Here is a 17327-nt window from a genome sequence, read left to right on the forward strand (position 1 = left end):
GCCTCTTTTCCGCGCTCACAGTTTTAAAACGGCCGTCCCAAACTACCTTGGGTTGACAGGTGCCTGTGCTTTAAGGAACAGTGGGCCAGGTGCTTTTCGGGACGTAGACGGGGCCGCCTGCAGCTCAAGGGGCAGGACCTCGGTTTGGGAGAGATGGATGCAGCCCCGGTCGGGGGCGATCTTGTAGAGGTGATGATCTGACGCGCAGATGTGAGTATTGCGTCGGAGCAATTTTGAAAGCGGACACGACATGACCGTGCCGACGGACGACATTCCCGCTGAGGTTGTGGACCTGTCGACGGCTTTCGCCGCCCTCGATACGCTGCCGAATAGTGAAAAGGTCCGCTATGCGATGCAGATCGCGGCCCAGTATCTCGAGTATGCGGCCTTTGAGATGGCTCTGGAGCAGAGCGCGGGCGATGTCTCCGAGATCATTCACATGGCGGCGCGCCTGGATCAGGCGGCACGGCGGATCGACCAGACCGCAGTGGGCACCTCCGGGCAGGACATGCGCAAAATCTGACTGTCGGGGAATTGCATCGGCGGCACCGCGGGTTAGTCTTGTCTGAACGAGAGCTTGAGGAGGACGCCCGATGAGTTGGAACCCGGCCCTGGATCCCGATTGCCCCACCGGCGATATGGTTGACGCGATCGAGACGGTCATCGTGCCGCGGGCGCGCGATCTGGGCGGGTTTGAGGTACGCCGGGCCCTGCCGGCGCCGAAGCGGCAGATGGTCGGGCCGTTCATTTTCTTTGATCAGATGGGGCCGGCGGAGTTCGTCACCGGAAAGGGCATTGACGTGCGCCCGCACCCGCATATCGGGCTGGCGACGGTGACCTATCTCTACAAGGGAAAGATCCACCACCGCGACAGTCTGGGGACCGATCAGTGGATCGAGCCCGGTGCGGTGAACTGGATGGTGGCAGGGCACGGGATCACCCATTCGGAGCGCACGGATGGCGAGATCCGCAAGCGTCCGCATGACCTCTTTGGCATCCAGACCTGGGTGGCCTTGCCCGAGGCGGCCGAGGATGAGGCGGCGGCGTTCGAACATGCGCCGAAGGACACGCTGCCGTTCCTTGAGGGAGAGGGCAAGGAGGTGCGGTTGATCCTCGGCACGGCTTATGGCGAGACCGCGCCCGTGAAGGTCTATTCCGAGACGTTTTACGCGGATGCGGTGTTGCAGCCCGGTGCGCGCATTCCCTTGCCCGACGATCATGAGGACCGGGGTGTCTATGTGGTCTCGGGCGCGATCACTGTCGCGGGCGATACTTTCGAATCCGGTCAGATGATGGTGTTTCGTCCCGGTGATCGGATCACCCTGACGGCGGGCGAGGAGGGCGCGCGGCTGATGCTGCTCGGCGGCGCGACGCTTGAGGGTCCGAGGCACATCTGGTGGAATTTCGTGGCCTCTTCGAAGGATCGCATCGACGCGGCCAAGGAGGCCTGGCGTGCCGGCGATTGGGCGCATGGGCGGTTCCAGCTGCCACCGGGTGATGATGACGAGTTCATCCCGCTGCCCGACCGCTAGGGCGCGCCCGTGATCTGGCCGCGGCTGCAGCAGCTGGCCCTGGCGCCGGTTCTGGGTGTGCAGGCGCTGCAGGTGGTTCGGCGGACGCCGCGTCTGCCCGAGGCCGCGGGCCCACGCGAAGGTGTGGCTGGTCAGGGACCGGAGCTGCGCCTGCTGGTCCTGGGCGATTCTTCCGCCGCTGGTGTGGGTGTGGCGACGCAGCAGGCGGCGTTGAGTGGTCATCTGGTGCGGGCCATCGCCGTGGAGCACCGCGTATCCTGGCATCTGATCGCGCGGACGGGGTGGACCACGGGCAGGCTCCATCAGGTCCTGGGGCAGACCGCGCCCAGGCCCTTTGACATCGCCGTGACAGCTCTGGGCGTGAATGACACCACGCGGTTGATCGGTCCCGCGCGCTGGCGCGCGCAGACAGCCGCGGTGCATGATCTTTTGCGCGCCGTCTTCAAGGTCCGGCGGATCTATGCGACCACCGTGCCACCGCTCGAGTATTTTCGCGCCTTGCCGCGTCCGTTGAACGGAGTGCTTGGCCATCATGCGGCGCGGCTGCGCAGCACGCTGGAGGAGATGGCCGCGGCCACAGAGGATCTGCGCCTGATCGCGCCGGACTGGGGGCTCGACCCGGCGTTGATGGCCGCCGACGGGTTTCATCCGGGCCCGGAGATCTATCGCGGCTGGGGCGCGTTTGCGGGGCAGGTCATTCTCGATGACCTGCGCGCGATGCCGCTCTGAGCGCGTGGCCGATGAGCGAGGGCTTTGGCAAAAAATTCGCGCAGTCGGCACGGTACCCGCTTGACGCGCCTGATGCGCCCGCCTAAGAGGTCCCAACGCGCGGGCATGTACCGTGCGTGCAGTGGGCGGTTGTAGCTCAGTTGGTTAGAGTACCGGCCTGTCACGCCGGGGGTCGCGGGTTCGAGCCCCGTCAACCGCGCCACCGCTGCTTCGAAAGGGACCTTCTGGTCCCTTTTTGCATTCCGGGGCCCTGGTGTCTCAGCGGATGTCGGACAGAAACCGGCGCAGGGCGGCGGTGGTTTCGCCGGGCGATTGATCCACGAAGAAATGACCGCCGGGGATGGCTGCGTGGCGCATGTCACTCAGGCGGTCTTCCCAGGTGGCGGGCACATCGTAGGCCTGCGCCATCGCGCCGTCGGCGCCATAGAGGACCAGCGCAGGGCAGGTGACACGACGGTCGAGGTCGCCGGCGTCGAGGTCGAAGTCATGGTGGATGGCGGCGCGGTAGTCGGCACACATCCCCCGGATCGCGTCCGGATCACGCCACGCCGTGCGATAGGCCTCCAATGCCTCCGGAGCAAAGTCCGACAGCCTGGCCGCGCCCCAGCCGAGCAGGCAGCTTTCAAAATAGGCGTCCGGGTCGTGGGCGATCATGGTTTCGGGGAAAGGGTAGGGCTGGGCCAGAAAGAACCAGTGATAATAGGCGGTGGCGACCTGGCGGGAGAGCTGGTCCAGAAACAGATGCGTCGGCACGATGTCCATGACGGTGAGGCTGTGGACGCGGTCGGGCGCGTCCAGCGTCAGCCGGTGCGCCACGCGCCCGCCGCGGTCGTGACCGGCTAAATGAAATCGCGCAAACCCGAGGTGCTGCATCAGCGCGACCTGATCCGCCGCCATATGCCGGAAGCTGTAGGCCTCCGTGCCCTCCGGTTTGCTGCTGGCGCCATAGCCACGCAAATCGGGGGTGATCACGGTGAACTGTTGCGCAAGCCCGGGGGCAACCGCGTGCCACATCATATGGGTCTGCGGAAAGCCATGCAGCAGTAGGAGCGGGGGCCCGCTGCCACACATTCGGTAGCAGATGCGCTGGCCGTTGACCTCCGCCATGAGCGGATCCGCCCAGTCCGTCACGGGCACCACCCTCCGAGCAGGCAGGTAGGGTGGGCTTCAGGCCACCCCTGCCTCACGTCAGCGCCGCGAGGATGCGCGCCCAGCTGCGTATGCCCTTGTGAAAGCTCTCGACGTCGTATTTCTCGTTGGGCGAATGCAGCGCGTCATCGTCCTTGCCAAATCCGATCAGCATCGGCGTCGTGCCGAGGATGTCCTGAAAGTGCCCGGCGATCGGAATGGACCCGCCGCAGCCCACATAGGCCGCGGGCACCTGCCATTCCTCGCTGAGCGCTTTGCGCGCGGCTTCAAAGCTGGGATCGCTGGTTTCCGTCATGGACGCCGCGCCCGCGCCATGGTCCTTGAACGTCACCTCGCAGTCTTCGGGCAGCATGTCGCGCACCAGCTGGCGGAAGCTCTCCCGGATCGCTAGCGGGTTCTGCGTGCCGACGAGGCGGAAGCTGATCTTTGCATGGGCCTCTGCGGGCAGCACCGTCTTGAACCCGTCACCGGTGTAACCGCCCCAGATACCGTTCACCTCGCAGGTGGGGCGCGACCAGACCATTTCGAGCGGTGTGCGGTCCTGCTCGCCTGCGGGGTGCGAAAGCCCGACGTCGCCCAGAAAGGCCGCATGATCAAAGGCCAGTCCCTGCCATTGGGCCTCAATTTCGTCGGGCAGCTCGGGCACGCCGTCGTAGAACCCGGGCACGGTGATCCGCCCCTGATCGTCGTGCAGCGACGCGAGGATACGCGCCAGCACCCGAATGGGGTTGATCGCAACCCCGCCATACATGCCGGAGTGCAGGTCGATGTCCGGCCCCTTGATGGTGAGCTCTTCGCCCAGAAGCCCGCGCAGCATGGTCACGATGGCGGGGGTCTTGCTTTCGAAGAGCCCGGTGTCGCAGATCAGTGCGAGGTCGGATGTGAGCTCTGCGGCGTTCTCTTGCATGAAGGGCACCAGCGAGGGCGAGCCGCTTTCTTCCTCACCTTCAAGGAAAAACGTGAGCTTGCAGGGCAGGGTGCCGTGCACTGCCTTCCAGGCACGGCAGGCCTCGATGAAGGTCATCAGTTGACCCTTGTCGTCGGAGGAGCCTCGCCCGCGGATCACCTCGCCCTTCGGTGTCTGCTCCACGCGCGGATCGAAGGGGTCGTTGTCCCAGAGCTCGAGCGGATCGACCGGCTGCACGTCGTAGTGGCCGTAAAACAGCAAATGCGGGCCGTCGCCCTCCAGATGCCCGACGACCATCGGATGACCAGGCGTCTCGCGTTTTTCAGTTGCGATGCCGAGGCTGTTGAGATCCTCCACCAACCAATCGGCGGCGCGGTCACAGTCGGCCTTGTAGGCCGGGTCGGTCGAGATCGACGGGATGCGCAGAAGCGCCATGAGCCGATCCATCGCGGCGGGCAGATCGGTGTCGATGCGGGAGAGGACAGCGTCGAGGGACATGGGCAAGCTCCTGTGATTTTGACAAACCGTACCAGTGGCGCCGGCAGGGGCAAGCGAGAACGGTGTGAAGCCGTTCACACACGCATAAGACCAATTGATGTATGTCAAAGCTGCGACATGGTGCGCACCCTAAGGTTATTGAACCTCAAGCGTGGGGCCTATATTCAAGCTTAGAAAGATTCCAAAGGCGTTGCACGGCCCGGGATCGTACGAAGGAGAGACCGGGTGAGCTACGACGACAAGCTGGATCAGGCGATTGCCCGTCTGCACGATGAAGGTCGCTATCGGACATTCATCGATATCGAGCGCCACAATGGTCATTTCCCTCACGCCACACGCACCCGTCCGGACGGCAGCAGCCAGAATGTCACCGTCTGGTGCGGCAACGACTACCTCGGCATGGGGCAGCATCCGGTGGTGCTGGAAGCGATGCACGAGGCGCTGGATGCGACCGGGGCCGGGTCTGGCGGGACGCGGAATATCTCCGGTACGACAGTCTATCACAAGCGACTCGAAGCCGAGCTGGCCGATCTCCACGGCAAGGATGCCGCGCTGCTGTTCACGTCCGCCTACATCGCCAACGATGCGACCCTGTCGACCCTGCCAAAACTGTTTCCAGGTTTAATCATTTATTCCGACGCGCTGAACCACGCCTCGATGATCGAAGGGGTGCGCCGCAACGGCGGCGCCAAGCGCATCTTCCGGCATAACGATATCGAGCACCTGCGGGAACTGCTTGCCGCCGATGATCCGGCGGCGCCGAAGGTCATCGCCTTCGAGTCGATCTACTCCATGGATGGCGATTTTGGTCCTATCGAGGCGATCTGCGATCTGGCCGATGAGTTCGGCGCGCTGACGTACATTGATGAGGTTCATGCGGTCGGCATGTACGGCCCCCGTGGTGCCGGTGTAGCGGAGCGGGACCGGTTGTTGCGCCGGCTGGATATCATCAACGGGACGCTGGCCAAGGCCTTTGGTGTCATGGGGGGGTATATCGCGGCGTCGGAGAAAATGTGCGACGCTATAAGGTCTTACGCGCCGGGCTTCATCTTCACCACCTCGCTGCCGCCGGCCGTGGCGGCCGGAGCAGCGGCCTCTGTGGCGTTCCTGAAGCGTGCCCCTGACCTTCGGGAGCAGCATCAGACGCAGGCGAAAATTCTGAAGCTGAGGCTGAAGGGATTGGGCCTGCCGATCATCGACCACGGCAGCCATATCGTGCCCGTGATGGTTGGCGATCCGGTGCATACCAAGATGCTCAGCGACATGCTGCTGGAGGATCACGGCATCTACGTGCAGCCGATCAACTACCCCACCGTGCCCCGTGGAACCGAGCGTTTGCGCTTCACCCCGTCGCCTGTGCACGGCCCCAAGGAGATCGACGCGCTGGTTCACGCGATGGATGCGCTGTGGTCGCATTGTGCGCTAAATCGTGCCGAAGACGTTGGGTAGCATCCCCCCGGGTGAATTTGCAGTTGTCTTGTGTTAACCTAACATAAACAAGAGGTCAGGTACGAATCGTGGGGACGATTCACAGCCTGGCGCAGTGTTAGGCAGGCACGGGGAAAACGGGGCAGACCTATGATTGGGCGCAAGCACTCCAAGAGTGTTGAGGAAGAAGTTGAACGCAAGGGGTTCGACGACTTTGAGTTGCGCCTGGGCGATGTCATGCGCGGCGAGCGCGCTACCATGGGCAAATCTCTGCTTGACGTGCAGCGGGAGTTGCGGATCAAGGCGGCCTACATCGCCGCGATCGAAAATTGCGATCCCGATGCGTTCGATACTCCTGGATTTATCGCAGGCTATGTGCGCTCCTACGCGCGCTACCTCGGGATGAACCCGGACGAGGCGTTCGAGACCTTCTGCGCCGAAAGTGGGTTTGCGGTCGCGCACGGCATGTCATCCAAGGCATCGGTGGTCAAAAAGCCGGGCCGCGATGCCGTCGCATCCCGGTCGCTTGACGGCGACATCTTCAACCGGCCCGGCACGCCGTTTTTGCCCAGCCGGGAGGGGTTTTTCTCTGGCATCGAGCCCAGTGCCATCGGCTCCTCGCTTGTGCTGCTGGCGCTGATCGGGGCGATTGGTTTTGGCGGCTATTCCGTACTTCAGGAGGTGCAAAGGGTGCAGGTCGCGCCGGTCGAGCAGACGCCGATTGTCCTCTCCGATCTCGATCCATTGGATGGTGTTCTGGCCGCGGCGCCTGACCCGACGGCGCCCGCCGCGCCAGGGGTGACCGATCAGCCGCGGGCCGAGGCGCTGGACCGGCTCTATCGCCCGCAAGCGCTGGACGTGCCGGTTCTGGTTGCGCGAGACGCGCCAATTTCCACCATTGATCCCAGCTCCATCGGCAATTTTGCCCATCTGCCCGTTGAGCAAGAGGCTGCACCGCAGCGTCTCAGCCTTGCGGCGGCCCTGGATGCAGATGTGGCCGCAGCGCTTGAAGCGTCACCTGCACCGGTGCCTCAGGTGGTCGAAGACGTGGGGCCAGCCCTGCGGATGGTTGCCGTGCGGCCCTCTTGGGTACGGGTCAGCGCCGCGGATGGCACCGTAATTTTCGAGACGATCATGGAGCCCGGCGAAACCTGGGATGCCCCCGTGTCCGAAGCACCGCCCACCCTGCGGACGGGCGAAAGCGGTGCGATCTACTTTGCCTTGAGCGGAGAGTATTACGGCCCTGTTGGCGAAACGGGCACGATCACCTCCAAGCTGCCGTTGGATGTCGAGACGCTGAAGGCACGCTATACCATCGCGGATCTTGCTGCCGACGAGGCCCTGGCGACCACTGTGGTGGAATTGCAGACACCCGCCGGACCGGCGGCAGAGTAACTGCTGACCGCCCGAAAAACCGGGCATTGCGACTGGCTGCGGGACTGTCTACTTTCATAGACATGAGTGTTTGGCAAAGGACAGCCTGATGTCGTTGAACCATGTGCGCCCCTGGCGCAACATCTACCGCCGCACATCGCGTCAGATCATGGTGGGGCAGGTGCCGGTCGGAGGCGATGCTCCGATCACCGTTCAGACCATGACCAACACGCTGACCACGGATGTGAAGGCCACCATCGCGCAGGTGCAGGCCGCAGCGGACGCCGGCGCCGATATCGTTCGCGTCTCGGTGCCTGATGCGGCCTCCTCCAAGGCGCTGCGGGAGATTGTGCCGGAGGTTTTGGTCCCCATCGTGGCCGACATTCACTTCCACTACAAACGGGGCATCGAAGCGGCCGAGGCGGGTGCCGCCTGTCTGCGGATCAACCCCGGTAACATCGGCGATGAAACGCGGGTGAAGGAGGTCATCAAGGCCGCGCGCGACCACAACTGCTCGATCCGGATCGGCGTGAACGCGGGCAGCCTGGAGAAACATCTGCTCGACAAATACGGCGAGCCCTGTCCCGATGCCATGGTCGAATCCGGTCTTGATCATATCAAGATCCTGCAGGACAACGATTTTCACGAGTTCAAGATCAGCTGCAAGGCGTCCGATGTGTTCATGGCCGCCGCTGCTTATCAGCAACTCGCCGAAGCCACCGATGCCCCGATTCACCTCGGCATCACCGAGGCGGGCGGGCTGACCTCTGGTACAATCAAATCGGCCATTGGCCTTGGCAATCTTCTCTGGATGGGCATCGGTGACACCATCCGGGTCAGCCTTTCCGCGGATCCGGTGGAAGAGGTCAAAGTCGGCTATGAGATCCTGAAATCCCTCGGGCTGCGCCACCGTGGCGTGAACATCATCAGCTGCCCAAGTTGTGCGCGCCAGGGCTTCGACGTGATCAAGACGGTCGAGAAGCTCGAAAAACGGCTGGAGCACATCAAGACGCCGATGAGCCTGAGCATCATCGGCTGTGTCGTGAACGGCCCGGGCGAAGCGCTGATGACGGATGTGGGCTTTACCGGCGGCGGGGCGGGATCAGGCATGGTCTATCTGGCAGGCAAGCAGAGCCACAAGCTCAACAATGACGCGATGATCGACCATATCGTCGAGCAGGTCGAGCGCAAGGCTGCGGAGCTGGACGCCGAAGCCCGCGTGGCAAGTGCGGCTGAATAAGCCGCGCTGCTGGCGGGCGCTTCAGAGTTCGCGTTTCTCCGCGACTAGTTCCTTCATCTGATCATAGGGCAGGAAGCCGCGCAGCATTTCGTCGTGCATCACGAAGGTGGGTGTGCCGGTGATTTGCAGCTGCTGGGCCAGGGCGCGGGTCTTGCGGATTTCCTCGGTCACGCTTTCATCGTCCATGCGCGCTTCGATGGCCTCGGCATCGAGCCCGTAGGTGTCCGAGAGGCGGCGCAGCGCGGGCAGGGTGATGTCGCCGTTGAATTCCATGAGCGCATCGTGAAGTGCTTTGTAGGCGTCATCGCCTTCCAGCTGCCGCGTCGCGATGGCAAATCGGGATGCCAGCAGGGATTGCTCGCCCAGGATCGGAAACTCCTTCACGATAAAGCGGATATTGCCGTCGCTTTCCAACAGCTTCTCAACTTCGCCATAGGCGCGTTTGCAGAAGCCGCAGCGGTAGTCCATGAACTCCACCAACGTGATGTCGCCCTCCGGATTGCCGCCGACGAAGGAGAACCCGTCGTCGAAGATGGCCTCTGCGTGATCGGAGACCAGCGTCAGATCGGCCTGCGCCTGTGCTTCGGCCTGGCGCGCTTCCAGCGCCTGGACCGCTTCCATGATGACCTCGGGGTTGTCCATCAGATAGGAGCGCACCTCGGAACGGAAGAGGTCGCGTTCCTCCTCCGTCATGCTCTGCAGGTCGAGAGCGGAGGCCGGCAGAGCGAGCGCCAGCAGCGCGGGCAGGGTCAGGCGGGTGAGCATTCTATCTTCTCCGTTTTGCGGCGCGTTCGGATGCAATCAGCACATCCTGTGCGCGTTGCCAAGAGCCGCTGCCGGTGGGCAGCAGGCCCACGGCGCGTTTTGCATGAATACCGGCGTCATCCAGACGTCCGGTGAGGGCATAGCGTTCGGCGGTGACCAGCGCGGCCATGCCAGTCTGGCCGGATTTGGCGTAGGCCACTGACAGGTCGCGCAGCATGGAGCCATCGCGGAAATCAATGGTCCGGGCCTTTTCGAGGACCTGGCGGGCGCGGTTGATATCGCCGGCTGCCAGCAGCGCACCGCCATAGCCCGACAGCACCAGCGCGTCATTCGGAGCCAGTTGCACGGCCCGGCCATAGGCTGCGGCTGCGGCCTGGAAGTTCCGCGTCTCCAGCAGGATCTGGCCGCGCTGGTCGTGCAGGAAAGGGTCGTTGGGGCGCTGCGCGATGGCGGCGTCGATGGCGCGCAGCGCTTGCTTGGTCCGCGATTGACGGTGCTCTGCAATCGCCTCGCGTAGCAGCCGCACATCGGCGTAGGGCGTTTCCTTGAGGCGCCGGAGCGTCCATTTGGGGGATCGGGTATAGGCGCTCAGCTTGCCCTTGACCCGCGCGAACCAATAGGCGGCGTCGGCATTGGGCTCACCCGTGTTGCCGTAGGCGGCGACAAAGCCCTCAACCGCGCGAAAGCGGTCTCGTGACAGCGGGTGGCTGCGCAGGTACGGGTCCTGGCGGGTTTCGGCCAGAACTTCCTGCCCGCGAAAGATGTCGAGCACATCCGCCATGCCCTGCGGGTCTATCCCCGCGGCTTTCATGTAGCGGATGCCGGATTGGTCGGCGGCCGCTTCCTCGGCGCGGGTGTGTTTGAAAAAGCGCGCCTGCGCCGAAGTCTGGGTGCCGAGCGCGATGCCGCCCGCCGCACTGCCCGCGCCAGCCGCAGCCGCAGCCACCGCCAGGGCGATCCCGAGGCCCGAGGCGGTCCGGGCGCTGGAGAGATTGGTCATCCGCCGGGTGATATGGCCGTTGGCGATATGCGCCGCTTCATGAGCGATCACGGCCTGCAGCATGGGTGCGGAGGTCATCTGGTTGATCAGCCCGTAGTGCAGGAAAATCGCGTCATTGCTGACCACGAAGGCATTGAGCGAGCTGTCGTTCACCACCAGCACCTTCACCCGCGACGGGTTGAGCCCCGCAGCGCTCAGAAGGGGGGCGGCGAGCTGCTTCAGCCCGTATTCCAGATCGGCATCCCGCAGCAGACCCTGCGCCTGCAGCGGGGCCGCCAGAAGCCAGATCAGCAGCGCCGGGATTGACGTCAGCCGGAAGACGAGGTGAAAGACCATGATGAAAAGACTGGAGTGATTTCATGCGGAGTTCAAGGCGGTCTGAGGTCGATCCCTTCATTGTGATGGATGTCATGGAGGCGGCGCGCCGACTGGAGGATGCAGGCCGCCACGTGATCCACATGGAGGTGGGACAGCCCGGCACCGGTGCCCCCCGGGCCGCGGCCGAGGCGCTTGGCCGGGCGATGCAGGCAGGCCCTATGGGATATACCGTCGCTCTGGGGCTGCCTGAATTGCGCGCGCGGATCGCCCGGATGTATGGCGCCTGGTATGACGTGGATCTGGATCCGAGCCGCGTGGTGATCACGCCGGGGTCGTCCGGCGGGTTCTTGCTCAGTTTCACAGCCCTGTTCGACACCGGCGATCGCGTGGGCATCGGCGCGCCGGGCTACCCGAGCTATCGGCAGATCCTGCGCGCGATGGATCTGCAGCCCGTGGATATCGCCACCACCTTCGAGAACCGGTATCAGCCTGTGCCGGGGGATCTGGCGGGACGCGATCTGGCCGGGCTGCTGGTGGCGTCGCCTGCCAATCCTACGGGCACCATGCTGGATGAGCCGGCGCTGCGCGCGCTGATCGAGGCGGCGGCCGCAGAGGGCGCGTCCTTTGTCTCGGACGAGATCTATCACGGCATTGAGTATGAGGCGAAGGCGGTCACGGCGCTGCAGATCACGAATGAGGCCTATGTGATCAACTCGTTTTCCAAATATTTTTCGATGACCGGCTGGCGCGTGGGCTGGATGGTGGTTCCGGAAGATCATGTTCGGATTGTCGAGCGCATTGCGCAGAACATGTTCATCTGCGCGCCGCATGCGAGCCAGATCGCCGCGCTGGCGGCGATGGATGCGGAGGAGGAACTGCAAAGCAACCTGGATGTCTATCGCGCCAACCGGGCCCTGATGCTGACGGGCCTGCCGGAGGCCGGGTTCACCAAGATCGCGCCGCCGGACGGAGCCTTCTATGTCTATGCCGATGTTTCGGATCTGACACAGGACAGCCGGGCGTTTGCGGCTGAGATCCTGGAACAGGCGGGCGTGTCCGTCACTCCGGGGCTGGACTTTGATCAGGCGCGGGGTGGGCGCACCCTGCGCTTCTCCTATGCCCGCAGCACGGCGGATATCGAAGAAGGGCTGGCGCGGCTCAAGGAATTCATGAACCGACGCTGATCAGGGTTTCACACCCCGTACCCGCTTTGATAGACTGTGGCAAAACCGATGTGGCAGAGCAGCCCATGATCAGACAGTTTCTTTCCCTGGCAGCCGGTGCGCTGTTTGGCGTGACCTGTGCGATGGCGCAGGATCTCTCGGCGATTGCCCGGGTCGATCCCGGCAGCAGCGGCTTGACGGCGGAGTTGTTTGGCCCGGAGGCGCTGGCGCTGCATCTCAGCCAGGGCGTGCCGTTCCGGGTTTTCACGCTCGATGCGCCACCGCGGCTGGTCATTGATTTTCGGGAGGTGGACTGGTCCGGCGTGCAGGCCGCTGACCTGCTGCGCGACGGTGGGCCGCTGTCGGACGTGCGGTTCGGCAGTTTCCGCCCAGGCTGGTCGCGGCTGGTCGGGGATCTGGACGGGCCCTTCGTGCCCGAGGATATCGGCATGACCGTCGATGAGGCCACCGGTCGGGCCGTGTTGCGGATGGCGCTTGTTGCGGCTTCGCCGGAGGTCTTTGCGGCGCAGGCGGGCGCACCTGAAGATGCGCTTTGGCCTGATCCGGTGGTGCAGGAGGTCCCCGCGCCACTGTTGGACGAGCGTTTTGTCGTGGTGCTCGACCCTGGCCATGGCGGTGTCGATCCGGGCGCGGAGCGGGAGAACGTCAACGAAAAGGAGCTGATGCTGACGTTTGCGCGGGAGCTGCGGGACGCGCTGTTGCGCGCCGGTGACATGGATGTGGTGCTGACCCGCGAGAGCGATATGTTCGTTTCGCTGGAAGGTCGCGTGGCGATTGCCCATCATGCGGGCGCCGATCTTTTCGTATCTCTGCATGCGGATGCGCTCAGCGAAGGGGGGGCGCAGGGCGCCACCGTCTATACGCTGTCGGATGAGGCGAGCGATACGGCGACCGCACATCTGGCTGCGCGCCACAACCGCGCCGACATCATCGCAGGTACCGATCTGACGGGTTCGGATGATCAGGTGGCCAGCGTGCTGCTGGATCTCGCACGGCAGGAGACGGAGCCGCGCTCCAAGGCGCTGGCGCAGGCCATCGTTGACGGGCTTGCGGCGGCGGGCGGGCCGATGAACCGGCGCCCGTTGCGCTATGCGGGGTTTTCGGTGCTGAAGTCCGCGGATATTCCCTCCGTGCTGGTCGAGGTCGGGTTTCTGTCGAGCGCGCGGGATCTGGATAATCTGCGCGATCCCACCTGGCGGGCAGGGATGGCGGGCGGCATGGTGCGCGCGATCCTGGCGTGGCGGGATGCCGATGAAGCGAGACGTCCGCTGGTCCGGCAATAGCTGTGCCGCCGTTCACACAGGCGTGTTTCAGCCGCCGCGGTAAGGTTTCGTGTTTTGACGGCGCTTGGCGCAGTCCCTATATGTGAGAGACAAATCTCAGAACGGGCGTATCCAGGCAGTGTTTCGGTTTATCCTCTCCTTTTTCGGTGGCATTTTCACCATGGTCACGATGGCGATTGCCATGGTGGCCCTGACCGTGGGGGCTGTGTTCTGGATGTATGGGCGCGATCTGCCCAGCCACGAGTCGCTGGCGCAATACGCGCCGCCTACGATCAGCCGGATTTACTCGGGCCAAGGCCAGATCATCGACGAGTTCGCAAAGGAACGGCGGCTGTTTGCGCCTGCCGAGACGATCCCGGATCTGGTGAAACAGGCGTTCATCTCGGCGGAAGACAAGAACTTCTATCAGCATGAAGGGTACGATCTGCGCGGGATCGCGGCGGCCGCCTATGACGCTGTGATGTCGCGCGGTCAGGACGTGCGCGGCGCCTCGACCATCACACAGCAGGTGATGAAGAACTTCCTGCTGTCGGGCGACCGGCGCGCCGAACGCAAGATCAAGGAGATTATCCTCGCTGCGCGGCTGGAGGAGACGCTGACGAAGGAGCAGATCCTCGAACTCTATCTCAACGAGATTTTCCTTGGCCAAAACTCCTATGGCGTGGCGGCGGCGAGCCAGACCTATTTCAACAAACCGCTCAGCGATCTGGAGCCGCATGAGGCGGCGTTCCTGGCGTCCTTGCCGAAAGCGCCGAGCGACTATCATCCGGTGCGGCAGAAGGAGCGGCTGCTGGCGCGGCGCAACTTCGTGCTGAAGGAGATGATGGAGAACGGCTATATCAGCCAGGAGACCTTGCTGGCCGAGCTCAATGCGCCGCTGCGGTCGGTGCAGAACGGGGACTTTGAAAGCTTCAAGGCCGAGCTGCCTCCACGCGACTACTTCACCGACGAGATCCGCCGTCAGCTGACGGAGGATTTCGGCGAGGGTGAATTCTTCACCGGTGGCCTGACCGTGCGCGCGACCATTGATCAGGAAATGCAGCCGATTGCGGCGGAGGCACTGCGGCGGGAGTTGGAGAGATACGACCGCGCGCGGGGTATCTGGCGCGAGGCCCGGGTGAAGATCGACCCGGCGCAACTGGAGACCGAGGAAAGCTGGCGAGCAGCCCTGGCCGCAACGGATATGGCGCGGGACATTGAGCTGGACGGGCCGTGGTATCCGGCGGTTGTGCTGGAGGTCGGTAGCAATGACGCGCGGATCGGCATAGAAGGCGTGACCGAGGACGAGGATGGCCATTTTATCGCCGCGCAGGATGTGACCTGGGCGCGCAAACGGTCCCAGGACGGCACGGTCGGCAACACTGCAAAAGTGGTGGGTGATCTGCTTGAGGTTGGCGACGTGGTGCATGTGCGCGCGATCACCTCGGATGAGGACGGCACCTTTGTGCGCTGGTCGCTGCGGCAGGTGCCTGAGGTGCAGGGCGGCTTTGTCGCCATGGACGTGAACACCGGGCGCGTGATCGCCATGCAGGGCGGCTTTTCGTACCAATCGAGTGTCTTCAACCGGGCCACGCAGGCCAAGCGGCAACCGGGCTCCAGTTTCAAACCCTTTGTCTATGCGGCCGCGCTCGACAGCGGCTATTCGCCCGCGACCATCGTCGTGGATGCACCCATTGAGGTGAACACACCGCAAGGGCTTTGGCGCCCGCGCAACTCAACGCGCGAATTCTACGGGCCCACGCCTCTGCGGACCGGCATTGAGAAATCGCGGAACCTGATGACGATCCGGCTGGCGCAGCAGATCGGCATGGATGTGGTGGCGGATTATGCGGAGCGCTTTGGCGTCTATGACAACATGGGGACCTTCCTCGCAAATTCGCTGGGCTCGGAGGAGACGACGCTGTACCAGATGGTTGCCGCCTATGCGATGTTTGCCAACGGCGGCGAGCGGGTGCGCCCGACGCTGGTGGACCGGGTGCAGGACCGGTACGGCAAGACGATCTACCGTCACGACGACCGGCTCTGCTATGACTGCGAGCTGGCCAGTTTGGACGCTGGCCTCGCGCCCAAGGTGATTTCCAACCGGGAACAGGTGATGGATCCGATCACTGCCTATCAGCTCACCTCGATGATGCGGGGCGTGGTGGATCGGGGCACGGCGGCGCGCACGGTGAACCTGCCGGTGCCGACGGCGGGCAAGACCGGCACTACCAATGACGCCAAGGATGTTTGGTTCGTGGGTTTCACCAGCAATATCGTGGCCGGCTGCTACATCGGCTATGACCAGCCCCGCAACATGGGCCGCGGCGCCGCGGGCGGCAGCATGTGTGGCCCGGTGTTCCAGGCCTTCATGGAGGAAGCCACGCAGAAGTATGGCGGCGGTCCATTCGCGGTACCGCCCGGCGGGCGGTTCATCAAGATCGACCGCTTTACCGGTGCGCGCTTGAGCCCCGATGCCACTGGCGAGGCCGTGGTGGCAGAGTACTTCCGGGAGGGCGAGCAGCCGATCTTCGGTATCACCTATGACGGCGGATTTGCCATGGGGCAGAACCTGCCGCTGGTCGCCGAGGTGGGCGCGCGCCAGACCGAGCAGGTGACGACCTCGACCGGAGAGACGGCCACGGTTGGCCCCAAGGCGGATTTCGGCACGCTGAGTTCGGGCGGGCTTTATTAGCGCGTGCGCCCGGGCTCCCTTGCTGCGGGCGGGGGGCTGGTTTATCACCTCCTCTACACATCTGGTCGAAGGCTCTTCCCATGCGCGCTGACGCACAAAATACCGTTGAAAAGATCGAAAAGTCGCTGGAGCTGCTGGCGCAGCGCCTGGATGTGGAGACAGCGCAGTTCCGGCTCGAAGAATTCAATGCCAAGGTCGAGGACCCGAACCTGTGGGATGATCCGGAAGCGGCCCAGAAGCTGATGCGCGAGCGGCAGACGCTGGTCGACGCGATGGAGACCTACGAGAGCATCAAACAGGATCTGACCGACAACATCGAGCTCATTGAGCTGGGCGAGATGGAGGAAGACGACGAGGTCGTCGCGGATGCGGAGGCTGCGCTGAAGGCGCTGGAAGAGAAGGCGGCGCAGAAGGAACTGGAAGCGCTGCTCGACGGCGAGGCCGATGGCAATGACACCTTCCTTGAGGTGAACGCCGGGGCGGGGGGGACCGAAAGCTGCGACTGGGCCTCGATGCTGGCGCGCATGTATGTCCGCTGGGCCGAGAAGAAGGGGTACAAGGTTGAACTACAGGCCGAGAGCGCGGGCGATGAGGCGGGGATCAAATCCGCGACGTACAAGATCAGCGGCCAGAACGCCTATGGATGGCTCAAGTCGGAAAGCGGCGTGCACCGGTTGGTGCGCATCTCGCCCTTCGATTCGGCGGCCAAACGGCATACGTCCTTCACGTCGGTCTGGGTCTATCCGGTGGTGGACGACAATATCGACATCGAGGTGAACCCGGCGGACATCCGCATCGACACCTATCGGTCGTCCGGCGCAGGTGGCCAGCACGTCAACACCACCGATTCCGCCGTGCGCATCACCCACCACCCGACCGGCATCGTGGTGACCAGCTCCGAGAAGTCGCAGCACCAGAACCGCGATATCGCGATGAAGGCGCTGAAATCACGGCTCTATCAGCTGGAGCTGGACCGGCGCAACGCGGCGATCAATGAGGCGCATGAGAACAAGGGAGATGCGGGTTGGGGCAACCAGATCCGCTCCTACGTGCTGCAGCCCTACCAGATGGTGAAGGACCTGCGCACGAACTTCGAGACCTCGGATACGAAGGGCGTGCTTGACGGTGATCTCGATGGGCTCATGGCGGCGACGCTGGCGCTGGATGTCTCTGGCAAGACCCGGGCCGAGGCGCAGAGCGGCTGATCCTGATCACGGCACGACGGCCTCCGGTCATGCTATAATCG

14 protein-coding genes and 1 tRNA gene are annotated in these 17327 nt (G+C 63.9%); 11 read left to right on the forward strand and 4 right to left on the reverse strand.

The annotated features are described in order from the left end of the window. Window positions 1–250: 250 nt before the first annotated feature. From Q1A71_RS09850 to Q1A71_RS09865, 4 genes are all read left to right on the forward strand, one after another. Window positions 251–523: a hypothetical protein gene (locus Q1A71_RS09850; RefSeq protein WP_299674779.1), complete on the forward strand. Its 273-nt coding sequence runs from the start codon at window positions 251–253 to the stop codon at window positions 521–523. Between the two features lie 70 nt (window positions 524–593). Further along, window positions 594–1532, forward strand: a complete 939-nt coding sequence (locus Q1A71_RS09855) for a pirin family protein (protein WP_299674782.1) — start codon at window positions 594–596, stop codon at window positions 1530–1532. A 9-nt stretch (window positions 1533–1541) separates the two neighbouring features. Beyond that, window positions 1542–2261 (forward strand): SGNH/GDSL hydrolase family protein, encoded by a 720-nt coding sequence (locus Q1A71_RS09860; RefSeq protein ID WP_299674784.1) that lies wholly within the window; start codon window positions 1542–1544, stop codon window positions 2259–2261. A gap of 125 nt (window positions 2262–2386) precedes the next feature. Beyond that, window positions 2387–2463: transfer RNA gene (locus Q1A71_RS09865), tRNA-Asp, on the forward strand. A gap of 56 nt (window positions 2464–2519) precedes the next feature. Here the strand turns inward: Q1A71_RS09865 and Q1A71_RS09870 are convergent. Next, entirely contained in the window at window positions 2520–3368 is an 849-nt protein-coding gene (locus Q1A71_RS09870) for an alpha/beta hydrolase (RefSeq protein WP_299675704.1), read from the reverse strand. A 76-nt stretch (window positions 3369–3444) separates the two neighbouring features. Next, a complete protein-coding gene (locus tag Q1A71_RS09875) occupies window positions 3445–4815 on the reverse strand; it encodes a M20/M25/M40 family metallo-hydrolase (protein WP_299674787.1) in 1371 nt (456 codons plus the stop codon). Window positions 4816–5040: 225 nt separating this feature from the next. Between Q1A71_RS09875 and hemA the strand changes: the two genes are divergently transcribed. From hemA to ispG, 3 genes are all read left to right on the forward strand, one after another. Next, complete coding sequence (gene hemA / locus Q1A71_RS09880) at window positions 5041–6264, forward strand: 5-aminolevulinate synthase (RefSeq protein WP_299674790.1); 1224 nt, start codon at window positions 5041–5043, stop codon at window positions 6262–6264. A gap of 129 nt (window positions 6265–6393) precedes the next feature. Further along, the gene (locus Q1A71_RS09885) at window positions 6394–7638 is read left to right on the forward strand and encodes a helix-turn-helix domain-containing protein (RefSeq protein WP_299674793.1); all 1245 of its coding nucleotides are present in this window, start codon (window positions 6394–6396) and stop codon (window positions 7636–7638) included. 88 nt (window positions 7639–7726) lie between these two features. Continuing rightward, window positions 7727–8857, forward strand: a complete 1131-nt coding sequence (gene ispG, locus Q1A71_RS09890) for a flavodoxin-dependent (E)-4-hydroxy-3-methylbut-2-enyl-diphosphate synthase (protein WP_299674796.1) — start codon at window positions 7727–7729, stop codon at window positions 8855–8857. A 21-nt stretch (window positions 8858–8878) separates the two neighbouring features. On the opposite strand, the gene Q1A71_RS09895 is transcribed toward ispG, so the two are convergent. Together Q1A71_RS09895 and Q1A71_RS09900 are read right to left on the reverse strand one after the other, a co-directional pair. Next, window positions 8879–9622 carry a DsbA family protein gene (locus Q1A71_RS09895; protein WP_299674798.1) on the reverse strand — a complete coding sequence of 248 codons (744 nt, stop codon included), beginning with the start codon at window positions 9620–9622 and terminating at the stop codon, window positions 8879–8881. A 1-nt stretch (window position 9623) separates the two neighbouring features. Beyond that, the gene (locus Q1A71_RS09900) at window positions 9624–10958 is read right to left on the reverse strand and encodes a M48 family metalloprotease (protein ID WP_299674801.1); all 1335 of its coding nucleotides are present in this window, start codon (window positions 10956–10958) and stop codon (window positions 9624–9626) included. Between the two features lie 23 nt (window positions 10959–10981). Here Q1A71_RS09900 and Q1A71_RS09905 point away from each other — a divergent pair, with 23 nt between their 5' ends. The 4 genes from Q1A71_RS09905 (at window position 10982) to prfB (ending at window position 17286) form a co-directional block, all read left to right on the forward strand. Beyond that, window positions 10982–12124 (forward strand): aminotransferase class I/II-fold pyridoxal phosphate-dependent enzyme, encoded by a 1143-nt coding sequence (locus Q1A71_RS09905; protein WP_299674806.1) that lies wholly within the window; start codon window positions 10982–10984, stop codon window positions 12122–12124. 65 nt (window positions 12125–12189) lie between these two features. Beyond that, a complete protein-coding gene (locus tag Q1A71_RS09910) occupies window positions 12190–13407 on the forward strand; it encodes an N-acetylmuramoyl-L-alanine amidase (RefSeq protein ID WP_299674809.1) in 1218 nt (405 codons plus the stop codon). A 118-nt stretch (window positions 13408–13525) separates the two neighbouring features. After that, window positions 13526–16081: a PBP1A family penicillin-binding protein gene (locus Q1A71_RS09915; RefSeq protein WP_299675709.1), complete on the forward strand. Its 2556-nt coding sequence runs from the start codon at window positions 13526–13528 to the stop codon at window positions 16079–16081. Between the two features lie 80 nt (window positions 16082–16161). Continuing rightward, entirely contained in the window at window positions 16162–17286 is a 1125-nt protein-coding gene (prfB, locus tag Q1A71_RS09920; protein ID WP_299674812.1) for a peptide chain release factor 2, read from the forward strand. Window positions 17287–17327: the final 41 nt, after the last annotated feature.

This window comes from uncultured Roseobacter sp., from assembly GCF_947493125.1.
In the GTDB taxonomy this organism is placed as follows: domain Bacteria; phylum Pseudomonadota; class Alphaproteobacteria; order Rhodobacterales; family Rhodobacteraceae; genus Roseobacter.